Raw genomic sequence first — 19,740 nt, forward strand, 5'->3', positions numbered from 1 at the left:
GGGGTGGGGCGAGCGCAGCGAGCGAGCAACGTCGCGATGGCCCTCCCGTTTTCGGGAAGGGAGTTCACCCCTCGCCACACCCCTTCCCCTCGTGTACCCTCACCGCCGTGGGGCCAAAGGGGATCAGCCGATGTGCCGGGCGATGATGTATCTGGGCGAGCGCGTCACGCTCGACGACCTGCTCTTCAAACCCGACTCCAGCCTGGTCAACCAGGCCTATATGCCCAAGATGCTGCACATGCTGAACCTCGCGGGGTTCGGCATGATGGCGTGGGACGCCGCATCGCACGTCCCGCACGAACCGCACCGCTACCGCTCGCCCTCGCTGCCGATCTTCGACGGCAATCTGAAGTCGCTCGCGGTCAAGACGCGCGCCGAATGCGTGATCGCGCATGTCCGCGGCGTCGCTTATTCGACGACGGTCAAGGTCAGCGAGCAGAACACCCACCCCTTCCACTTCCCCGGCGCCGCGGTCGCGATGGCCCACAACGGCGACATCTATCGCATCGGCGAGATGAAGGGCACGCTGATGGCCGATATCGACCCCGATCTGCTCGCGCAGATTTCGGGATCGACCGACAGCGAATGGGTCTATGCGCTGCTGCTCTCGCAGCTTCCCGACTGGCGCGCCGAGCCCGAGGGCGACGCGCTGATCGCGGCGGTGCAGGCGACGGTCGACATCCTCGAACGCGCGCGGCGCCATCATGGCATCGCCATCTCGTCGAGCTGCAATTTGTTCCTGACCACCGGCCGCCAGATCCTCGGGCTGCGCCATTGTTTCGACTTCGGCCATTACCGCACCGGATCGCCCGACCAGGTGCACGAAGCGAACATGAATTTCCTGTCGATGTGGTTCACCACCGGCCGCGATTACGGCCTCCACGACGGCGAGTGGCAGATGGTCGGCGGCGAGGAGGAGCCGCGCGCGATCATCGTCGCGTCGGAGCCCTTGTCGTCGAACAGCGCGACATGGATGCCGGTGCCCGAATATGCGATGGTGCATGCCGAGATGACCGGCGACCGGCCGAAGTTCCGGGTGGTGCCGCTGGCGCGGTAGCTATCGCAATCGCAGGCGCTAATCCGCCTTGTCTTCGTCGATGACGTAGCCGGCTGAATCCCGCGACGGCGGCGTCGGATCGCTCGAGTAATTCTCGATTTGGCCATCGGCACGAATCTTGAACCAGGACGTTCCGTAGCCCGAGCCTCTGCTTTGCGCATCGACTTGATATACCGCATCGACCAAGAGCGGCTTGGGCGCGACATAGCCTACACTTTCCAATCGTTTGCCCTTGAGCCCGGCGCCATAGAAGACAGGGAAAGGGTTGTCGCATGAACCAACGTCCCTCGAATCGCTCCAGTAGACGCCGCCATTCACAACCAGTGCCGCATCATCGCCCTCGGCGGGTTTGGCCTTGGGTTCGCCATCGTCGGCGCTGACCTGAATACTTCTGATACAATCCGGCTGCCGGTCGGAGCCCGAAGCGACCACGAACGCCACGCGCCCGTCGATCATCACGGCCTTCATATCATAAATGTAAGAACAGCTGCCGAGCGCCAAAATCGTGAGCGGTGTGCACAGGTGAAGAATGCGGTGAGCCATTCCGCATCATCGTCGATGTCGGCGAGGTCGGCAATGCATCGTTCGCACGGTCAATCTGTCCCAATGCCCGGCGCACGGCCATCCGCTAAAAATGAAAGTCCGGCAACTCCGCCAGCGCGATACCCAGCGCCTCGGCCCAGCCGTCGGCGACGCTCTGGAAATAGGGATCGCCGCGTTCGAAGCGGCGTTCGCGGACACCGACGAAATCGTCGCGTTCGTGGATCTTGAGGTCGATCGGCAGGTCGACCCCGGCGTTGGCGCGGATCGTCGAATCGAACGAGACGCAGAGCAGTTTCACCGCATCCTCGAACGACATCGCGGGATCGTACGAGCGCACGATGATCGGGCGGCCGTACTTCGTCTCGCCGATCTGGAAGAAGGGATTGTCCTCGCCCGCCTCGATGAAATTGCCCTCGGGATAGATCAGGAACAGCCGCGGTTCGGAGCCCTTGATCTGGCCGCCGACGATCAGCGAGGCGCGGAACAGCGATTCGGCGGCGGGGCCGGCGGGGTTGTGCCGGGTGACGATCTGGCGCAGCGTTTCGCCCACCGTCGTCGCGATCTGGAACATCGACGGCGCCGAAAGGATCGACGGATGGCGGTCCTGCGGCGCCTTGGTGCGTTCGTCGAGCACGCTGACCACCGCCTGCGTCGTCGCGAGATTCCCCGCCGACATCAGCGTGATGACGCGCTCGCCCGGGACGTGCCAGCTGCGCATCTTGCGGACCTGCGCGATGTCGTCGACGCCCGCATTGGTGCGGGTGTCCGACATGAACACCAGTCCCTTGTTCAAACGCATGCCGACGCAATAGGTCATGTTATTTTCGGTCCCCCGGTACAGCCCCGACTATCGCTTATTGCTGCACCTGCAATTGGACAACCATATTTTCTTGCGCTGCACCATAGCGCATGCCGCGAACCGGTGCCGCGTCGTGATAATCGAGCCCCGTCGCGACGCGGATATAGCGCTGGTCGGGCGAATAGCCGTTCGACACGTCGAAACCGACCCAGCCGATCGCGTCGAAATGCGCCTCCGCCCAGCCATGCGTCGCATCCTGATGCGTGCGGTCGTTCATCTTCAGATAGCCCGACACATAGCGCGCCGGATGGCCGAGGTGGCGCATCGCCGAGATGAAGATATGCGCATGGTCCTGGCACACGCCGCCGCTGCCGCCGAGCGCCTGTTCGGCGGTGGTCTCGGCGCCGGTGACCCCGATGCTGTACGGCAGCCGTTCGAGGATCAGCGCCGACAGCGCATGTGCGCGTTCGATGTCGGAGGCGAAGTCGCGCTTCATTTCGGCCGCGAGCGCGCGCACATGCCGCCCCGCGCGGGTGAGCGGGGTCGGGCGCAGGAAAGTCCATAAAGGCATCGCGCCGCGATGCGTGCCGATCACCCCGTCCCAGCTGATCAGTTCGACCTCGCCGGTGCAATGGATGACCAGTTCGCGCGACCCGGCATCGACCGCAACCAGGTCGACGCCATTGCCATGATGGTCGGTGTAATGGAGCTGGTTGGTGCCGCCGCTGATCTCGACATTCCAATGATGGATCAACTGCTGCCCCGGCCGTTCCTTGGGCGTCAGCTTGAGCTGTTGCAGCGCATAGCCGACGGGGGCGTCATAGTCATAGCGGGTGGTGTGTTCGACGCGGAGCTTCATGGTCACTCTACAAAGCGATAGTCGCGCTCGATCTGCTGCGCGAGCGCGGCATTGGCGCGGAGGAAGTCGGTGATATATTCGTGCAGCCCGCCGTCGAAGATCGCCTGGATCGGTCCCGCGAGCTTCTTCTGGTGCAGCGCCTCGGCCATCCGGCCGGCCTCGGTCTCCTCGCCATAGCCGCGCTGCAGCCAGCCGATATTGTCGACCATCTTCTGGCTGCAAAAGGCCAGGCTGCGCGGCATCTGTTTATAGAGGATCAGGAATTCGGCGATCTTGAGTGCGCTGATCTCGGCGCCATAAAGCCAGTGATAGGCGCGGTGCGCCGACACCGATCGCAGGATCGTCTCCCACTGCACATTGTCGATCGAGGTGCCGATATGCGCGACCGACGGCAGCAGGAGGTAATATTTGACGTCGAGGATGCGCGCGGTGTTGTCGGCGCGCTCGAGGAAGGTGCCGATGCGCGCGAAATTATAGCCGTCGTTGCGCAGCATCGTCCCCGTCCACGCCCCGCGTACCAGCGCGCTCTGCTGGCGGATCACCGACAGCACGTCGGGCAGGTCGTCGTCGCGCACCTGCCGCTTGAGCAGCGCGCTGATCGTCATCCAGCTCGTGTTGACCGCCTCCCACACCTCGCGCGTCAAATAGGTGCGCGCGGTTCGCGCATTGTCGCGCGCCTGCTTGACCACCGACAATATGCTCGACGGGTTGCGCGTGTCACGCAGCATGAAGTCGACGACCTTTGCCGAGCTATAGTCCTGCCCCGTCGCGGCATAGGCCTGGTTCGACCCCGCGGTGACGAGGATCGATTTCCACTCGGACCGGGCAGTGCTCGACCGGGTCAGCGCGATGCGGAAGCCCGCGTCGATCAGCCGGGCATTATTCTCGCTGCGTTCGAGGTAGCGCGCCATCCAGAAGAGGCTGCCTGCGGTTTTTCCCAGCATCAGTCTTCCAGCACCCAGGTGTCCTTGGTCCCGCCGCCCTGGCTCGAATTCACCACCAGCGACCCCTTGGTCATCGCGACGCGGGTCAGCCCGCCGGGGGTGATCGTGACGCCCGCGGGCGACATCAGGACGAAAGGCCGCAAATCGACGTGGCGCGGCGCCAGACCGGCCTTGGTGAAGATCGGCACCGTCGACAGCGACAGCGTCGGCTGCGCGATATAGTTGCGCGGGTTCGCTTCGAGCTTCGCCCGGAACGCGGCGATCTCCTTCTTGCTCGCGGCGGGGCCGACGAGCATGCCGTAACCGCCCGAGCCATGGACTTCCTTGACCACCAGCTCGGGCAATTTGTCGAGCACCTCGCGCAGATGCTCGGGCTCGCTGCAGCGCCAGGTCGGCACATTGGGCAGCAACGCGCGCTCGCCGGTGTAGAATTCGATGATGTCGGGCATGTACGAATACAAAGCCTTATCGTCGGCGATCCCGGTGCCCGGCGCATTGGCGATCGTGATGCCGCCGGCGCGATAGACGTCCCAGATCCCCGGCACCCCCAGAACCGAGTCGGGCCGGAAGTTGAGCGGATCGAGGAAATCATCGTCGACGCGGCGATAGAGCACGTCGATCGGCTTGTAGCCCTGCGTCGTGCGCATCGCGACGCGGCCGCCGACGACGCGCAGGTCATGCCCCTCGACCAGTTCGGCGCCCATCTGGTCGGCGAGGAAGCTGTGCTCGAAATAGGCGCTGTTGTGGATGCCCGGGGTCAGCACCGCGACCGTCGGCGTGCCGCCGCACATCGGCGGCGCGCAGGCGGCGAGCGAGCGCAGCAGGTTGATCGGATAATCGCTGACCTCGCGCACCGGTACCTTCGCGAACAGCTCGGGAAACATCTGGAGCATCGTCTCGCGATTTTCGAGCATGTACGACACGCCCGACGGGGTGCGGGCATTATCTTCGAGCACATAGAATTCGTTCGGCCCGGTGCGGACGATGTCGGTGCCGCTGATATGCGTATAGACGCCGCCCGGCGGGTCCATGCCCATCATCATCGGCAGAAAGGCTTCGTTGCGCGAGATCAGCTCGACCGGCACGCGCCCGGCGCGCAAAATCTCCTGCCGGTGATAGATGTCGTAGAGGAAGGCGTTGAGCGCGCGCACGCGCTGCTCGATGCCGCGCGACAGCCGCCGCCACTCGCTCGCCGAAATGATCCGCGGCACGACGTCGAAGGGGATCAGCCGCTCGTCGGCATCCTCCTGCCCATAGACGTTGAAGGTGATGCCGGTGGTGCGGAAAAAAGCCTCGGCCTGCTGCGCCTTGCGGTGGATGCGCGCAGGTTCCTCGGCGTTGAACCATTCGCAAAATTCTTGATAGGGCGCGCGGGTGTCGCCCCCCTGCCCCTGCATTTCGTCAAAGAATTGAATGGAGCCGGTCCTTTCCACGCAACATGCCTTCGCTCACCGCAACGGGTGCGGCGCCCAGTTGTTCCAGCTGCTGCGCGCCTGCCCGCTGCGTGGCTGACAGGCTTGTGAGCAAGGATGCTAGCACTCCGGCGCGGGAAGGCAAGATGGGTAAAAGGCGTCAGAAACCAAAGAGCAACCGCACCGCCACAAACCCGACGAGCAGCGCGGTCAGCCGCCGGATCAACACCGCGGGTCCGGTCTTGACCGCGATCTGCGTCCCGATCGCGCCGCCGATCAGCACCGCGACGAGCAAAGGCCAATGGTCGGCCACCGCATGGATCATCTCGCCGCCCTTGCCCTTGATGAGCTGGCCGGTCAGCCCGAACAGGCTGTTGACGAGGATGAACAAGCTCGCGGTCGCCGCGACCTGCCGCGCCTCGGCCCAGCGCACCAAATGCAGAATCGGCGCAAGGAAGATGCCGCCGCCGATGCCGACCACGCCGGCCAGATAGCCGAGCCCCGCCGCGATCGGCAGCAGCAGCTTCGGCGAGAGCTTAACCGGCTTCGCGCTCTGCGGCTGGACGAGCAGCGCGATCGCCGAGGCGAGCAGCGAAAGCCCGAGCAGGATGACGAGCACGCCCTGCTTCACCGGGGTCAGCCCGCCGAGAAAGGCGAGCGGCGCGGCCACGACTATCAGGGGAAGCGCCTTGGCCCAGGGCATCACCCCCGATCGCGCGAAGCGGATCGTGCCGCCGGTGACGACAATGACGTTGCACGCGAGGCTGATCGCCGGGACCAGCCCGACCGCGATCCCGCCGAGGAGCAGCAGCGCGGTATAGGTCGACCCGCCGCCGAAACCGACCGCGGCATAGAGCAGCGCGGTGAAACCGAATGCGATTGCCAGACCGGCCATGCTTCCCATCGCGTCATTCCCCTTGCTGGATCGGTCCAGCCATATACAGAGGAATATCGCTTTGCCAGTTCGAAGGAAGCCCGGTCCATGCTCCGCCTCGCCGCCGCCGCCCTGATGCTCACCGCCGCCTCGCCCGTCGCGGCCGCCGAACCCGACGCCTGCACCGCGCCGGCCGATCTCGCCGCGACGCCCTATGCCGCCTGGACCGGCGCCGACGGCGACGCCGCCACGCTCGCGATCGGCACCCCGGTCACGCTGCCGCTTGCCGACGGCGCGGCGTCGCGGGTGCTGACGATCGACACCGCCGGGCGCTACGGCGTCGCGGCGGGCAGCAAGGTGTGGATCGACCTCGTCACGAACGGCACCGCGCAGACCTCGGTCGAACATGGCCACGGCCCCGCCTGTTCGGGCATCCGCAAGATTGTGTGGTTCGACCTCAAGCCCGGTACCTATGAGCTGGCGCTGACGAAGGGCGAAGCCGCGAGCGTGCGCGTGCTGGTGGTGCGGGCGCCGTAGCCGACGTGGCGTGCCGACGCTGGTGACGGCTTTTGGGGTGGGCGGAGATATCCTCCTCTCCCCTTGAGGGAGAGGATAGCGCAGCTTGCTCCGTCAGGAGCTAGCGAAGCTTGGAGAGGGGATGCGACCTCGGCGGACGCAAAACCCCCTCTCAACTGCGGCCAGGCAGCAAGCTGCCAAGCCTGCGTATCTCTCCCTCAAGGGGAGAGAGGGCAATATATCGAACGCCCCGAACCCCTACTCCGGCTTCAGCAACCTACCGACCCCGGCCAGTTCGCGCCCGGCCGCTTCAACGGCCGCCGCCTCCGCCTTGCGATAGGCCGCCAGCACCGCCCGCGCATCGTCGCTGAGCTGCGCGCCCGCCCCCGGCCGCGTTTCGACCAGCGGCGCCGCGAAACAGCCGTTCATTTCCTCGACGAGCAGCCAGGCGCGGCGATAGCTCATGCCGATCGCGCGCGCCGCGGCCGAAATCGACCCATGCGCGTCGATCGCACCCAGCAAATCGGCCTTGCCCGGCCCCATCGCGATCGCGTCGCCGCGCCGGATGCGCAGCCGAAGCTCGATCCGGCCGGCGCCCACCATCACAGGCCAGCCATCACAGCGCGCCGTGGCAATGCTTGTATTTGCGGCCCGATCCGCACGGGCACGGCGCATTGCGGCTGAGCTCGAGCGACGCATAGGGATTTTCACCCTCGGGCAGGTCGGGACGCGGCGCCTGCATCGGCGGCAGCGTGTTCGCGATCACGCCGAGCGAACCGCCGTCGATGTCGGCGCTGTTGTCCTCGCCGGTGAAGGGATCGATGTGCGTCGTCAGGAAGTCGGGCAGGTCGGGCAGCGGCATCGGCTCGGGCTCTTCGAAGCGCAGGTCGATGCGCGCGATCGTGCGCGTCACATCCTCGCGGATGTTCGACAACATGCGTTCGAACAGCGCAAAGGCTTCCTGCTTATATTCGTTGATCGGCTGCTTCTGTGCATAGGCGCGCAGGAAGACGACCTGGCGCAGCGCGTCGAGCGTCGAGAGATGCTCCTTCCAATGATGGTCGAGCGTCTGGAGCAGCACCGATTTCTCGATGCTCTTCCACGTATCGCCATCGACCAGCGCCGCCTTTTCGGCTGCGGTGGCATCGGCGCGTTCCTGGATGCGTTCCTCGAAGACTTCGGGATCGACCGCGTCTTCCTGCATCCACGCGTCGATCGGCAGGTCGAGGTCGAGCACGTTCAGCGCGCGCTCCTTCATGCCCTCGACATTCCACTGCTCGGGATAGCTGCCCGGCGGGCACGCGTCGGCGACGATCGCGTTCACCGTCTCGGCACGCATCGCATACATCACATCGTCGACGGTCTCGCTGTCGATGATGTCGCCGCGCTGCTCATAGATCACCTTGCGCTGGTCGTTCATGACGTTGTCATATTCGACGACCTGCTTGCGGATGTCGTAGTTGCGCGCTTCGACCTTCTTCTGCGCGGTCTCGATCGCCTTCGACAGCCACTTCGACCCGATCGCCTCGCCGTCCTCCAGATTCTTGTTCATCATCTTGGAAAAGAGCGTGTCGGGGCCGAAGATGCGCAGCAGGTCATCGTCGAGGCACAGGTAGAATTTCGACAGGCCGGGGTCGCCCTGGCGCCCCGAACGGCCGCGCAGCTGGTTGTCGATACGGCGGCTTTCGTGGCGCTCGGTGGCGAGCACGAACAGCCCGCCTGCGGCCTTCACCGCCTCGCGCTCGCTCGCGACTTCGGCCTTGATCCGCTCGATCGCGGCGTCGCGCTCGGCGCCTTCGGGCAGGTCCTTGAGCTCGTCGTCGATGCGGAACTCCTCGTTGCCGCCGAGTTTGATGTCGGTGCCGCGGCCCGCCATGTTGGTCGCGATGGTCACCGCGCCGGTGCGGCCCGCCTGCGCGACGATATGCGCCTCGCTCTCGTGGAAGCGCGCGTTGAGCACGCTGTGCGCGACATTCTCCTTCTCCAGGAAGGACGACAGCAGTTCCGACTTTTCGATCGACACCGTGCCGACGAGCACCGGCTGGCCGCGCTCCTGCGCCTCGCGGATCGTCTTGGCGATGGCGCCGAACTTGTCGGTGATATTCTTGTAGAATTCGTCCTCGTCATCCTTGCGCGCGATCGGGCGGTTGGTCGGGATGGTGACGCAGTTCATCTTGTAGATGTCGAAAAATTCGGCCGCCTCGGTCGCGGCGGTGCCGGTCATGCCCGACAGTTTCGGGTACATGCGGAAATAATTCTGGAAGGTGATCGACGCGAGCGTCTGGTTCTCGGGCTCGATCTGGACGCCCTCCTTGGCCTCGACCGCCTGGTGCAGGCCGTCGGACCAGCGGCGCCCGTCCATCATGCGGCCGGTGAATTCGTCGATGATGACGACCTTGCCGTCCTTGACGATATAATCGGTGTCGAGCTTGAACATCAGGATCGCCTTCAGCGCCTGGTTGACGTGATGCACGACCTGCGTGTTCTCGATGTCGTAGAGATTGTCGCCCTGCAGCAGGCCGGCGGCTTCGAGCAGCCGCTCGACATGCTCGGTGCCGTCCTCGGTCAGGCTGATCGACTTCGACTTTTCGTCCTTCTCATAATCCTCCTCGACGAGCTGGAGCACCACCTCGTTGACGCGGACGTACATCTCCGACTTGTCGTCGGTCGGGCCCGAGATGATCAGCGGCGTGCGCGCTTCGTCGATCAGGATCGAATCGACCTCGTCGACGATGCCGAAGTTGAAGGTCCGGTGGACCATCTGCTGGCGGTCGAACTTCATATTGTCGCGCAGATAGTCGAAGCCGAGCTCGTTGTTCGTCGCATAGGTGATGTCGCTGTTATAGGCATCGCGGCGCTGCATCTCGTTGAGGTTCGGGACGATGATCCCGGTGGTCAGGCCAAGGAAGCCGTACACCGCGCTCATCCATTCGGCGTCGCGGCGGGCGAGATAGTCGTTGACCGTCACGACATGCACGCCCTTGCCCTCGAGCGCGTTCAGGTAGCAGGGCAAGGTCGCCATCAGCGTCTTGCCTTCGCCGGTCGCCATTTCGGCGATCTCGCCGCGGTGGAGCACGACGCCGCCGATCAGCTGGACGTCGAAATGGCGCATGCCGAGCGTGCGGACCGCCGCCTCGCGCACCGTCGCAAAGGCTTCGGGCAGGATGTCGTCGAGCGTTTCGCCGGCCTCGAGCCGGTCGCGGAATTTCTGCGTCTGCGCCTGCAGCGTCGCGTCGTCATACGACTGCATCGTCGGTTCGAACGCGTTGACCTTGTCGACGATCTTGCGGATCGAGCCCACATAACGGTCGTTGGACGAGCCGAACAGGCTCTTGGCAATGCCAGCAAACATGGCGGATTTCCTTGGAATATGATGAAAGAGGCGACCGCGGATGCGGTCCTGCACGCCGCACGTCGTGCGCGGCGGCAAAACAGGTCACGGGCGCCGAGGCGCCCGGCTTATCGAAAGCTATTCGAGCGCGCGGTCGCTGCCGATGAGCAGGCCGGGCAGGTGCGGCGCCGCGGTCTTACGCGGCTTGCGGCCCGAGGTGACAGTCCGCCGGGGCGGGGTCGTCGTGACGGGGCGGCGATCATTGTCGGTCGTCTCGCTCTGCTGGCCGGTTTCGGCGAGCAGCAGCATCGACCCCATTGCGGCCGGCGTCGCGGGCGCCGCCATGGCGCGATCCGCGCCGGCGAGTCCGGTAAGCAAAGCCAACAGGGTCAGCAACAAACGCAAAGAAAAATGCCCCTTTTCCGTCCAACGCGCGGTTTATAGCACGCTGGATGCTGAACATAGGGTGAAAGGTTCGTCGCGTCCAGCGCTCACTTCGCCGGTGTCGCGGCCGCCGGTGCATCCTCGATCGTCAGGTCGGTGCGCAGCGTCACCCGCCGCGCGACGGGATTTCCCTTGTCGTCGAGCAGCGGCGCATAGACATTCTTACCGCCGAACATATCGCATGGTGCCATCGACCCAAGGTCCATCGCCCCCTCCCCGTCGAAGCGGCAATCGCCGATGCTGCCGTCGGCGTTGATCAGGATCGACAGCGTCGCCGATCCGGGCTTGCCCATCGGGAAGGTCCGCGTGCGGCGCGGCAGGTCGCCGAGCGCCTCGGTCAGCGCATTTTCGTCGACCGTCGGCTCGGCTTCGGGCAGCGACCAGGTGAAGCTCGCCGCATAGCGCCCGGCCGAAGCCTGCCCTGCGCCGTCGAGCGCCGGCTTGAATTTGCCCTTTTCGCGCATCAGCGCGCAGGCGGCGCTGTCGAGGTCGGCGTGGCCGCTGCTGTCCTGTACCGCGCATCCGGTCACCTTGCCATCGACCGCAACGTCGAGGAGCATGTCGACGACGCCCTCGCGCCGCGCCAGTCGCGCCGCGGCCGGATAATGATCCGCCGGATCGAGCCCGAACATGCTGACATCGGGGACCGCGATGCGCGGCAGCATCTGTGCGAAGTCGGTGGGCATGAACGCGGGTTTCGCATCGGTCCCGTCGGGGATCTGCCACCGGATGCGGTTGGTATAGGTGCCGCCGACCCGCTTGCCCGCCGCATCGAGCCCCGGACGGAAGCGCGCGCGCTCGAGCAACAGCGCGCAGGTCGTGCTGTCGAGATCGGCATGGCCGCTGCTCGAGACGATGTCGCACGCTATGGGCAGGCCATTGGCGTCGATGGTCAGGCGAAACCCGCTCGTCCCCTCGCGCTCCTCGCGCATCGCGGCAGCCGGGTAATCGTCGTTCGTCGCCCATAGCCCGGGATTGCCCGCCGGGGTCAGCGGCCGCGACTTGTCGTTCGGGTCGCGCACCGGCGGCAGCGGCGGCGCCGGAAGCTGTGCCGCGACGTCGACCGCCGCGAGGCAGCCGGCCGCCCACAGCGGCACCAGCGCGCGAAACAACCGATCGCGTCGCATGCCTGTCTCCGTCACTCGGCCGGTTTCGGGCAGGCGGTGACCACCGGGCCGGTCAGCTTCGCCTCGCGGTCGATCGAATCGACGCGCATCGACATCCCGACGTCGAAGAATTGCGGCGCCTCGGTGCAAAAGCCCCTGATCAGCGCGTCGGACACCTGCTGCGCGTCGATGCCGTCGCGCCAGCCGTCGGGGCCCTTGAAAAGCAGCACCACCATATTGCCCTCGGCGGTCACCGACTGGATCACGAAGCCGTCGGCATCGGCCTTCCCCACCATTTCCTGCAGCCCCGCCGCGATCTGCGCCGCGGTCGCATTCTGCGCCGCCGCAGGCACCTGAGCAAAGGCGGCCAGCGCCGCCAGCGCCAGCATGATCGACCCCAAAATCTTCCCCCGCATCATGTCCCTCCCCAAATATCGCCGCACCCTATCGACCGGCGCCGCGCTGTCAAACGCCGCCCGCCGACGATCGCGCTTGACCTTTATCGCGCCATCGCATCATCTGTCACTGACAAGAATGTAAGGAGAGGGTCGATGGCGGAGGGCGGAGTGCGCAAGGCGATTTTCATCACCGGCGGCGGGTCGGGCATCGGCCGCGCGACGGCGCGCCATTTCGCGGGCCAGGGCTGGTTCGTCGGCATCGCCGACGTCAACAGCGCCGGGATCGACGAAACCGCGGCCCTGCTCCCCGCCGGCGCCTCGTCGCGCCATGTCATGGACGTGCGCGATCGCGACCAATGGGCGGCGGCGCTCGCCGATTTCGCGCAGGCGAGCGGCGGGCGGCTCGACGTGCTGTTCAACAATGCCGGCATCGGCACCGGCGGCCAGTTCGTCGACATGCCCCCCGCCGAGGCCGACCGGCTGATCGCGATCAACTTCGGCGGCGTCGTCAACGGCATCTATGCCGCGCTGCCGCTGCTCCGCGCCACCCCGGGGTCGACGATCCTCAACACCGGTTCGGCGTCGGGCTTCTATGGCGTCGCGGGGCTCGCCATCTATTCGGCGACCAAATTCGCGGTGCGCGGGCTGACCGAGGCGCTCGAGATCGAGTTCGCCAAATATGGCATCAAGGTCCGCTCGCTGATGCCCGGCTTCATCGACACCCCGCTGCTCGACCAGGTCAGCGCCGACAGCAACGAACCCGCGCGCGACCGCCTGTCGTCGAGCGGGTTCGAGATCGTCCCCGTCGAACGCGTCGGCGAAGCGGCGTGGGACGCAGTGCATGGCGACAAGGTCCATGTCACCGTCGGCAAGATGGCCAAAAGACTCGCGCGCCTCGCGCGCTGGTTCCCGGGTCTGGTCGCCAGACAGTCGAAGAAGATCGACGGGCTGGGCAGCGCGGGGCACTAGCCCGAACCGCCGCCTATTTCGCCGCCCCGCATTGCACCGTGCCACCGCCCACGTTGCGCACGGTACAGACGGGTTTTCCAAGCACGACGGTCTTGCCGACCCCGCGCGCGGTGATCGCCGCGCTCTTGACCGCAGTGAAGACATGGTCGCCGCTGCCCTCGCTGTCGCTGACCAGCGCGTCGACCTTGAGCTTGCCCGCATCGACCACCCCCGCGCCCGACAGCGTCATCTGCGCGGCCTTGGCGGTGCCGCCGAGCGTCATCGTGCCATTGCCGATTATCGTGACGGTCAGCCGGTCGCTCGTCACCGTGCCGACGGTGACCCGCCCCGGCCCGCGCAGCCCGATCATCACCTTGGTGCCCTTGAGCTGGTCGACCTGCAGCGACCCCGCGCCGACGAGCGTCGCCGATCGCAGGTTCGCGGCATTGATGCGCAGCGTCACCGGCTCGAGCGGCTGGCGCCGGTTTTCGTCGCCGGCATAGATTTTCTGCCCGATCACCAGCTTGCCGTCGCGCGTCTCGACCGTCAGCCGGTCGAGCGCGGCGGGCGATCCCGTCGCTACCGCGCTCACCGGCGCGCGCGCCACCACCTCGACCACGACGTCGGCGGTGACCTCGATCGCCTCGAAGCTCGAAAGGCCGAAACGCTTCTCGGCCGCCGATACGGGGGCGGCGAGGAACAGGGTGCAAGCCGCCAGCGCGGCGCATCGGGTCAGCAAAGCCATGGCGCCGTCCTAAACCGTCCGGCCGGGCGGCGCCATAGGCTCTGCGGGCGCACCTATTTACAGGTCGCGGTGCCCGATCCCATCGTCTTGGTCGAACAGGTGCCGCCGCCGGTCAGGTCGACGTCGCCCGACCCCAGGATGCGGATATCGGCCTTGCCGGTCGCCTGCGCCCCGACATTGCCCGATCCGGTGACCGAGATGTCGAGCGTCTGCGCGGCGAGCCCGCCTGCGTCGACGTCGCCCGACCCGGTGATGCCGATTTCGCCCGCGGCGATCGAACCGCCCTTGATCTCAATGTCGCCCGATCCCGACACGGTCAGTTCGGCGCTCTTGCCGGTCAGCTTCGCGATCTTGAGGTCGCCCGATCCGGTCAGCGCCGCTTTGACCGCGTCGCCGTCGACGCTGTCGGCGTCGACCGAGCCCGATCCGGTGAGCCGCACCGCATCGAGCCTGGGCATGGTGATCGCGATTTCGACGCCGTCATGGTCGCCGCGGAAGCTGAATCCCTCGCGCTTGCGCCCGATCGACAGCGTCGATCCGTCGAGCTTGATCTCAAGCTCTTCGACCTCGCCCTTCGGGCCCTTCGCCGTGATCGAAAAGGCATCGCCCTGGCGGATGGTGACATCGTCGGGTCCGGTCACTTCGACCCCGGTGAAGCCCTTGAGATCGAAACTCTGCGTCGTCGGCGGGCCGGCGTCGCGCCGCTCGACCTTGTCGCCGCCGTCGGTCGTCACCGTCCCGCTGCAGGCGGTGACCGTCAGGGCCAGGGCCAGCGGCAGCGCCGCCATCGTCCAGTTACGCATCGCAAATCTCCTTCGTGTGTTAACTGGATAACACACGAAGAATAGCCTGTCTACCAGCGCAGCAGCGGCGCGAGCAAAAGGCGGCCGGCGATCCCCGACAACACGACCGCCAGCCCGTGCCACAGCGCGATGTGCATCATGTCGTTCGACGCGCAATGCAGCGCGACGATCGTCGCCCCCGCCGCGCCCGCCGCGATGCCGATCGCCCAGCCCGCGCGCGCGGGCGAGGTCGGCGCCGCGCGCTTCAGCCATGCGAAGAGCGCCACCGCGACGCCCAGCCCAGACAGCGCGCCCTCGATCATGCAGCCCATGCCATTCTCGGGCCGCGCCGCCTCGATCGCGGCATGATGGTCGCCCATGGCGATGACGAGGGCGGTGACCGGGATCGCCAGCGCGGCAAGCCCTGCCCAATGCCAGCCGCTGTAATCGCGTCCGACCCCGGGCAATCCCATGCGCAGCGCGCTCCACGCCGCCGCGATGCCCAGCGCGACGATCGTCCAGAAGGCGAGCAGCGGCAGCGCGGGCATCATGCCGCCGCCGGCGAGGTCGTGGCGCATGCCCGACAACCACAGCAGCGCCGCCGCACCGGCGATCCAGCCCGCCGCGACCGCCAGCGACCCGCGCGACAGGCGCCGCGGCGTCACCGGCTGCAATTCACTCGCGAGCCCGTCGATCAGATCGTCGATCGATGCGTCCTTCATATCATTCACTTTCGATCAACTGCGCGAGCTTCTTCAGCCCGCGATGGATATTCACTTTGACCAGCGACTCGCTCTGCCCGCAGATCTCCGACGCTTCGGCGATCGACGCGCCCTCGATCTTGACCAGGGTGATCGCCTGCGCCTGCCCGGCGGGCAGGTGCGTCAGCATGCGGTCGAGGCTGAGCCGCGCATGGACCGCCTCGTCCTCGGCGTCGACCGATGCGTCGTCGTCCTGCAATTCGGCGGCATCGCGCTGGCGGCGCAGCGCGTCGATCCAGCGATAGCGCGCGATCGCCGCGAGCCAGGGCAGGAACGGCCGGTCGCTGTCCCAGGTCGCGAGCTTGCGGTGCATCGACACCAGGGTCTCCTGCACCAGGTCGTCGATCTGGTGCGGCGCGATGCGGCGCGCGAAATAGCGCGCCAGCCAGCGCCGGCAATCGCCGAGCAGCGCGCGATAGGCGGCGCGGTCGCCGCGCTGCGCCGCCGCCATCATCCGCGCCAGTGCGGGTTCGTCGATACTCACCGGCGGCGCAGTTTCAGCGCCAGCGCGTCGAGCGACAGCAATCCGCCGCCGCGCACGATCAGCAACGCCGCCATCGCCGCCCACAGACTGTGGACGGGCCACCAGGCGTCGGGAAAGACAAAGAGCTGGATCACCAGCGTCATCACCAGCAACGCCCCCGCCGAAAAGCGCGTCGCGAGCCCGAGCAGCAACAGCATCGGAAACACATGTTCGGCAAAGACCGTCAGCGGCACCGCGACGACGGGGTCGAGCGGCAGTCCCGAAAATTCGCTGCGGAACAGGTCATAGGTATCGGGATTGATCCGGAACCAGCTTCCTTCGGCGACCTTGGTCTGCCCCGAGCGCCAGAAGACGCCGGCGAGCGCGACACGCAGCAGCAACAGCGCCACGCCTTCGGGAAGCCGCGCGCTGGCGAGGCCCACCGCGCGGTCGTAAAATGCCAGCATCTTCGTCATCGTCAGACCCTCTCGAACGCTCCGGCGGCGATCAGCGGCACGATGGCCGCCTCGTCGCCCTGCTGCAGTTCGGCGAGGCGTTCGATCAGGTTACCGAGGGGGGTGATATTTTCTGCCGCCTCGATCGCAACGCGGTCGGCGTCGATCGCCGCGAAGAGGCGAACCTCGGCGTCGGGGCGCGTGATCAGCAGCACGCCGGTCCCGGCGGGGAGCGCGGGGTCGAGCAGCGGCGCGGCGTCGCTCGTCAGCGTGACCGTCGCGGCGGCGGGGTGGCGCCGCACCGGCAGCGCGAGCAGCCCCGGCTCGTCGAGCAAGCGCAGGTCGGCGAGGCGCAGCGCGGGCGCCTCGGCGGCATGATAGCAGGCGAGCCACACCCATTCCACGCGCGCGAGGTCGGCGGCGAGCGGGTCCGCTTCGCCCGCCAGCCAGGCGTCGAAGCCGCGGCCGATTGCGGCGACCGGCTTGCCCTGCGCGCCGCCGCCGTCGACATAGGCGCGCGACAGGCGATCGAACGCGCCCTCGCCCAGATAGGCGCGGGTGCGCGGGAATGTTTCCTCGAGCGCGACGAGCCGCGCGTGCGAAATGGTGTTGGCATGGACGCGCAGCCCGCGTTCGACCTGCGCGGCGTGCCCTGCGAACAGCACCGGCGGGATATAAGCGGGACCATCGACCAGTGCGCGCGCGATCGCCGTCTGGTCGCGCTCAAGCATCGACGCGAACTTGGTCAAGCAAGGCGTCGGCGTGCGCGACTTCGGCGGCGAGCGTCGCATATTCTGGGATATCGCTGTCCCATTCGACGAGCACCGGTTTCGGCCCGGCGCGGCGCAGGAAGGTCGCCAGCCGGTCCCAGCAACTCTCGCGCACCGCCGATCCATGATCGTCGATCGCGATCGTGCCGCCCAGTCCATCGTCCTTGCGCGCATGGCCCGCGACGTGGACCTCGCCGACCAGCGCCGGATCGAAGGCGGCGAGCCACGGGTCGGGATCGAGCCCGAGGTTGAACGCCGAAACCTCGACATTGTTGATGTCGAGGATCAGCCCGCAGCCGCTGCGGCGGCACAGTTCGTGGAGGAAATCGACCTCGGACCAGTCGTCGTTCGCAAAAGCGAGGTAACGCGACGGATTCTCGACCAGCATCGCCCGCCCGAGCCGTTCCTGCACCCGGTCGACCTGCACGACGAAATGGTCGAGCGCCTTATGGCTGTAGGGGACGGGCAAAAGGTCTGGGAATTTGTCGTCGGGGCCGTTGCTCCAGCTCAGATGGTCCGACACCATCGCCGGCGCATAGCGCTCGCACAGCCGCGCGAGCGCTATGAGCTCGCCCTCATCGACCCCGGCCGCCGAGCCGAGCGACAGCCCGACCGAGTGGAAACTCAGCGGCAGATGCGCGGCGATCGCGCTCAGCCAGCGATGCGGCGGGCCGCCGTCACCGAAATAATTCTGCGGGTGGATTTCCGCCCAGGCGGGCCCCGCGCCCGCCTCGACCGCCGCGAGCACATCGGCATAATGATCGGGCTTCAGCCCGAAGCCGGCACGCTGCGGCAGGTCGCCGAACGGGCGAGGCGCCAACCCCGTCAGCCCTTCTTCGGAACCGGCTTGGCATTGCCACTGTGCGCCGTCAGCGTGCCGCCCATCTTGACGCAGCTGCCCTTGGGCACATTTTTCCAGGCATTGCCCTGGTAATCGACGGTCGAGGTGCCGGCGCAGCTCGTTCCCGGCCCGGCGGCGCAATCATTCTTGCCCTTCAGCGCGACGCCATAGCATTTTTCCTTCGCGCCCTCGGCCGCGGCGGCGGGGCCCGACAGCGTGGCGCCGGCCGCCATCGCGAGCACGGCGGAGGCGGCGAGCGACATTTTGATCATATTCGACATGGAACAACTCCCGATTGGAACCTCGATGCGGGGATGGCATCATGCTCCTGTTCGTACCGCTTTGGCGCAAGGTTACGCCGCTGGCGCATCATGCGCCAGCGCGAACGACGCGACGCGCCTTCTTGTCGCCACCTTCCTGCGCCAAAGGCCTTGCTCCCCTTCAACCGAAAGCATGACGATGAGCGTAGCGTTTCGCCGCGAGAGCGACGACGAGCATATGGAACCCGCGTTCGAATGGCCGATCCCGATCGGTCCGAACCTGGTCACCCCGCGTGGGCTCCGGCTGCTCGGCGAAGAGGCCGCCCGGATCGCCGATGCCATCGCAAACGCCGCCGACGAGGAGGCGCGCAAGAAGCTGCTCAAGCGCCAGCGCTATGTCCACACGCGCCAGTCGACCGCCGAGGTGCAGCCGGCCCCCGAGGCCGATGTCGTCGGCATCGGCAGCAAGGTGACCTTCACGCTGAACGGCGCGACCCGCACGCTGACGATCGTCGGCCATGACGAGGCCGATCCCGCGCAGGGGACGATCGCCTTTTCCGCCCCGCTCGCGCGGGCGATGATGGGTGCCGAAACCGGCGAAACGCTCGAATATCAGGACCGCGAGGATGCGATCACCATCCTCGCCGCCGCCACCGACCCGGAGACGCAGGCATGAAGGACAAGTTCGAGCGCCACAAACAGCCGTGGACCGCGGCCGAGATCGACAAGCTGCACACGCTCGCCAAGAAGGGCATGGCGCTCAAAGCCATCGCCAAGGCGCTGACGCGCAGCGAGGAATCGGTGAAGACCCGCGCCAAGGCCGACGGCCTGTCGATCGCCAAGCTGCACTGATCCGCCATGTCCGCCGCCGAATATGATGCCGTCGTGCTGGGGGCCGGCGCGGCCGGGCTGATGTGCGCCGCGGTCGCGGGGCAGCGCGGGCGGCGCGTGCTGCTGCTCGACCATGCCGACCAGGTGGGCAAGAAAATCCTCATTTCGGGTGGCGGGCGGTGCAACTTCACCAACATCCACACGCGCCCCGAGGCCTATATCTCGGCGAACCCGCATTTCGCCAAATCGGCGCTCGCGCGCTACACCCCCGCCGATTTCATCGCGCTGGTTCGGTCCTATGGCATCGCCTTCCATGAAAAGACGCTGGGCCAGCTCTTCTGTGACGGCTCGGCGAAAGCGATCGGCGCGATGCTCCTCGCCGAATGCGAAAAGGGCGGCGTCGACGTGCGCGTCGGCCAGCCGGTCGGCGCCGTGTCGCACGCCGACGGGCGCTTCACCGTCCGCTTCGGCGACCAGGATTTCGCCGCCGCATCGCTCGTTATCGCGACCGGCGGCCCCTCGATCCCGAAGATGGGCGCCACCGGCTTTGCCTACGACCTCGCGCGCCAGTTCGGACTCAAGGTCGTCGAACCCCGTCCCG

25 protein-coding genes are annotated in these 19,740 nt (G+C 66.7%); 6 read left to right on the forward strand and 19 right to left on the reverse strand.

Going from position 1 to position 19,740, the window contains the following annotated elements; genetic code table 11:
- The first annotated feature begins 130 nt into the window (after positions 1 to 130).
- The gene (locus B1A78_RS12895) at positions 131 to 1,057 is read left to right on the forward strand and encodes a class II glutamine amidotransferase (RefSeq protein WP_077147366.1); all 927 of its coding nucleotides are present in this window, start codon (positions 131 to 133) and stop codon (positions 1,055 to 1,057) included.
- Between the two features lie 18 nt (positions 1,058 to 1,075).
- On the opposite strand, the gene B1A78_RS12900 is transcribed toward B1A78_RS12895, so the two are convergent.
- The 6 genes from B1A78_RS12900 to B1A78_RS12925 form a co-directional block, all read right to left on the reverse strand.
- Positions 1,076 to 1,600, reverse strand: a complete 525-nt coding sequence (locus B1A78_RS12900; RefSeq protein ID WP_144037808.1) for a hypothetical protein — start codon at positions 1,598 to 1,600, stop codon at positions 1,076 to 1,078.
- Between the two features lie 85 nt (positions 1,601 to 1,685).
- Positions 1,686 to 2,417 (reverse strand): peptidase, encoded by a 732-nt coding sequence (locus B1A78_RS12905; RefSeq protein ID WP_077147368.1) that lies wholly within the window; start codon positions 2,415 to 2,417, stop codon positions 1,686 to 1,688.
- A 37-nt stretch (positions 2,418 to 2,454) separates the two neighbouring features.
- Entirely contained in the window at positions 2,455 to 3,258 is an 804-nt protein-coding gene (locus tag B1A78_RS12910; RefSeq protein WP_077147369.1) for a transglutaminase family protein, read from the reverse strand.
- Positions 3,259 to 3,260: 2 nt separating this feature from the next.
- Positions 3,261 to 4,202, reverse strand: a complete 942-nt coding sequence (locus tag B1A78_RS12915; protein ID WP_077147370.1) for an alpha-E domain-containing protein — start codon at positions 4,200 to 4,202, stop codon at positions 3,261 to 3,263.
- Positions 4,202 to 5,599: a circularly permuted type 2 ATP-grasp protein gene (locus B1A78_RS12920; RefSeq protein ID WP_077147371.1), complete on the reverse strand. Its 1,398-nt coding sequence runs from the start codon at positions 5,597 to 5,599 to the stop codon at positions 4,202 to 4,204. Before B1A78_RS12920 ends, B1A78_RS12915 begins: the two co-directional genes overlap by 1 nt.
- Positions 5,600 to 5,774: 175 nt before the next feature.
- Positions 5,775 to 6,518, reverse strand: coding sequence for a sulfite exporter TauE/SafE family protein (locus B1A78_RS12925; protein WP_256838189.1), 744 nt, complete (start codon positions 6,516 to 6,518; stop codon positions 5,775 to 5,777).
- 78 nt (positions 6,519 to 6,596) lie between these two features.
- Between B1A78_RS12925 and B1A78_RS22680 the strand changes: the two genes are divergently transcribed.
- Positions 6,597 to 7,025 carry a hypothetical protein gene (locus tag B1A78_RS22680; RefSeq protein ID WP_077147372.1) on the forward strand — a complete coding sequence of 143 codons (429 nt, stop codon included), beginning with the start codon at positions 6,597 to 6,599 and terminating at the stop codon, positions 7,023 to 7,025.
- Positions 7,026 to 7,262: 237 nt separating this feature from the next.
- Here B1A78_RS22680 and B1A78_RS12935 read toward each other — a convergent pair whose 3' ends face one another.
- The 5 genes from B1A78_RS12935 to B1A78_RS12955 all read right to left on the reverse strand — a co-directional run bounded on the left by B1A78_RS12935 (position 7,263) and on the right by B1A78_RS12955 (position 12,301).
- Positions 7,263 to 7,607: a winged helix-turn-helix domain-containing protein gene (locus B1A78_RS12935; protein ID WP_077147373.1), complete on the reverse strand. Its 345-nt coding sequence runs from the start codon at positions 7,605 to 7,607 to the stop codon at positions 7,263 to 7,265.
- A gap of 13 nt (positions 7,608 to 7,620) precedes the next feature.
- On the reverse strand, positions 7,621 to 10,356 hold the full coding sequence (gene secA, locus B1A78_RS12940; RefSeq protein ID WP_077147374.1) for a preprotein translocase subunit SecA: 2,736 nt from the start codon (positions 10,354 to 10,356) through the stop codon (positions 7,621 to 7,623).
- 117 nt (positions 10,357 to 10,473) lie between these two features.
- The gene (locus tag B1A78_RS12945) at positions 10,474 to 10,719 is read right to left on the reverse strand and encodes a hypothetical protein (protein ID WP_256838196.1); all 246 of its coding nucleotides are present in this window, start codon (positions 10,717 to 10,719) and stop codon (positions 10,474 to 10,476) included.
- 107 nt (positions 10,720 to 10,826) lie between these two features.
- Positions 10,827 to 11,906: an energy transducer TonB gene (locus B1A78_RS12950; protein ID WP_083734138.1), complete on the reverse strand. Its 1,080-nt coding sequence runs from the start codon at positions 11,904 to 11,906 to the stop codon at positions 10,827 to 10,829.
- An 11-nt stretch (positions 11,907 to 11,917) separates the two neighbouring features.
- A complete protein-coding gene (locus B1A78_RS12955; RefSeq protein ID WP_144037809.1) occupies positions 11,918 to 12,301 on the reverse strand; it encodes a hypothetical protein in 384 nt (127 codons plus the stop codon).
- A gap of 135 nt (positions 12,302 to 12,436) precedes the next feature.
- Here B1A78_RS12955 and B1A78_RS12960 point away from each other — a divergent pair, with 135 nt between their 5' ends.
- Positions 12,437 to 13,252: an SDR family oxidoreductase gene (locus tag B1A78_RS12960; RefSeq protein ID WP_077147377.1), complete on the forward strand. Its 816-nt coding sequence runs from the start codon at positions 12,437 to 12,439 to the stop codon at positions 13,250 to 13,252.
- A gap of 13 nt (positions 13,253 to 13,265) precedes the next feature.
- Here the strand turns inward: B1A78_RS12960 and B1A78_RS12965 are convergent, their stop codons facing one another.
- From B1A78_RS12965 to B1A78_RS13000, 8 genes are read right to left on the reverse strand one after another with little or no spacing between them, the layout of a single operon-like run.
- Positions 13,266 to 13,976 (reverse strand): head GIN domain-containing protein, encoded by a 711-nt coding sequence (locus B1A78_RS12965; RefSeq protein ID WP_077147378.1) that lies wholly within the window; start codon positions 13,974 to 13,976, stop codon positions 13,266 to 13,268.
- A 53-nt stretch (positions 13,977 to 14,029) separates the two neighbouring features.
- Positions 14,030 to 14,779: a head GIN domain-containing protein gene (locus B1A78_RS12970; RefSeq protein ID WP_083734140.1), complete on the reverse strand. Its 750-nt coding sequence runs from the start codon at positions 14,777 to 14,779 to the stop codon at positions 14,030 to 14,032.
- Positions 14,780 to 14,829: 50 nt separating this feature from the next.
- Positions 14,830 to 15,480 carry an NrsF family protein gene (locus B1A78_RS12975; protein WP_077147380.1) on the reverse strand — a complete coding sequence of 217 codons (651 nt, stop codon included), beginning with the start codon at positions 15,478 to 15,480 and terminating at the stop codon, positions 14,830 to 14,832.
- Between the two features lies 1 nt (position 15,481).
- A complete protein-coding gene (locus B1A78_RS12980) occupies positions 15,482 to 16,003 on the reverse strand; it encodes a sigma-70 family RNA polymerase sigma factor (protein WP_083734141.1) in 522 nt (173 codons plus the stop codon).
- The gene (locus B1A78_RS12985) at positions 16,000 to 16,458 is read right to left on the reverse strand and encodes a DoxX family protein (protein ID WP_077147382.1); all 459 of its coding nucleotides are present in this window, start codon (positions 16,456 to 16,458) and stop codon (positions 16,000 to 16,002) included. The genes B1A78_RS12980 and B1A78_RS12985 overlap by 4 nt, the downstream gene beginning before the upstream one ends.
- 2 nt (positions 16,459 to 16,460) lie before the next feature.
- Positions 16,461 to 17,168 (reverse strand): putative DNA-binding domain-containing protein, encoded by a 708-nt coding sequence (locus B1A78_RS12990; protein WP_077147388.1) that lies wholly within the window; start codon positions 17,166 to 17,168, stop codon positions 16,461 to 16,463.
- Complete coding sequence (locus B1A78_RS12995; RefSeq protein WP_077147383.1) at positions 17,161 to 18,027, reverse strand: DUF692 family multinuclear iron-containing protein; 867 nt, start codon at positions 18,025 to 18,027, stop codon at positions 17,161 to 17,163. The genes B1A78_RS12990 and B1A78_RS12995 overlap by 8 nt, the downstream gene beginning before the upstream one ends.
- 5 nt (positions 18,028 to 18,032) lie before the next feature.
- Positions 18,033 to 18,329 (reverse strand): DUF2282 domain-containing protein, encoded by a 297-nt coding sequence (locus B1A78_RS13000; RefSeq protein WP_077147384.1) that lies wholly within the window; start codon positions 18,327 to 18,329, stop codon positions 18,033 to 18,035.
- 178 nt (positions 18,330 to 18,507) lie between these two features.
- Between B1A78_RS13000 and B1A78_RS13005 the strand changes: the two genes are divergently transcribed.
- The 3 genes from B1A78_RS13005 to B1A78_RS13015 all read left to right on the forward strand — a co-directional run.
- The gene (locus tag B1A78_RS13005) at positions 18,508 to 18,984 is read left to right on the forward strand and encodes a GreA/GreB family elongation factor (protein ID WP_077147389.1); all 477 of its coding nucleotides are present in this window, start codon (positions 18,508 to 18,510) and stop codon (positions 18,982 to 18,984) included.
- The gene (locus B1A78_RS13010) at positions 18,981 to 19,160 is read left to right on the forward strand and encodes a hypothetical protein (protein ID WP_077147385.1); all 180 of its coding nucleotides are present in this window, start codon (positions 18,981 to 18,983) and stop codon (positions 19,158 to 19,160) included. The genes B1A78_RS13005 and B1A78_RS13010 overlap by 4 nt, the downstream gene beginning before the upstream one ends.
- 6 nt (positions 19,161 to 19,166) lie before the next feature.
- The coding region (locus B1A78_RS13015; RefSeq protein WP_144037811.1) for an aminoacetone oxidase family FAD-binding enzyme at positions 19,167 to 19,740 on the forward strand (574 nt) is incomplete at its 3' end.

Origin of the sequence: Sphingopyxis sp. KK2 (assembly GCF_001990265.1) — a bacterium.
Classification (GTDB): Bacteria; Pseudomonadota; Alphaproteobacteria; order Sphingomonadales; family Sphingomonadaceae; genus Sphingopyxis.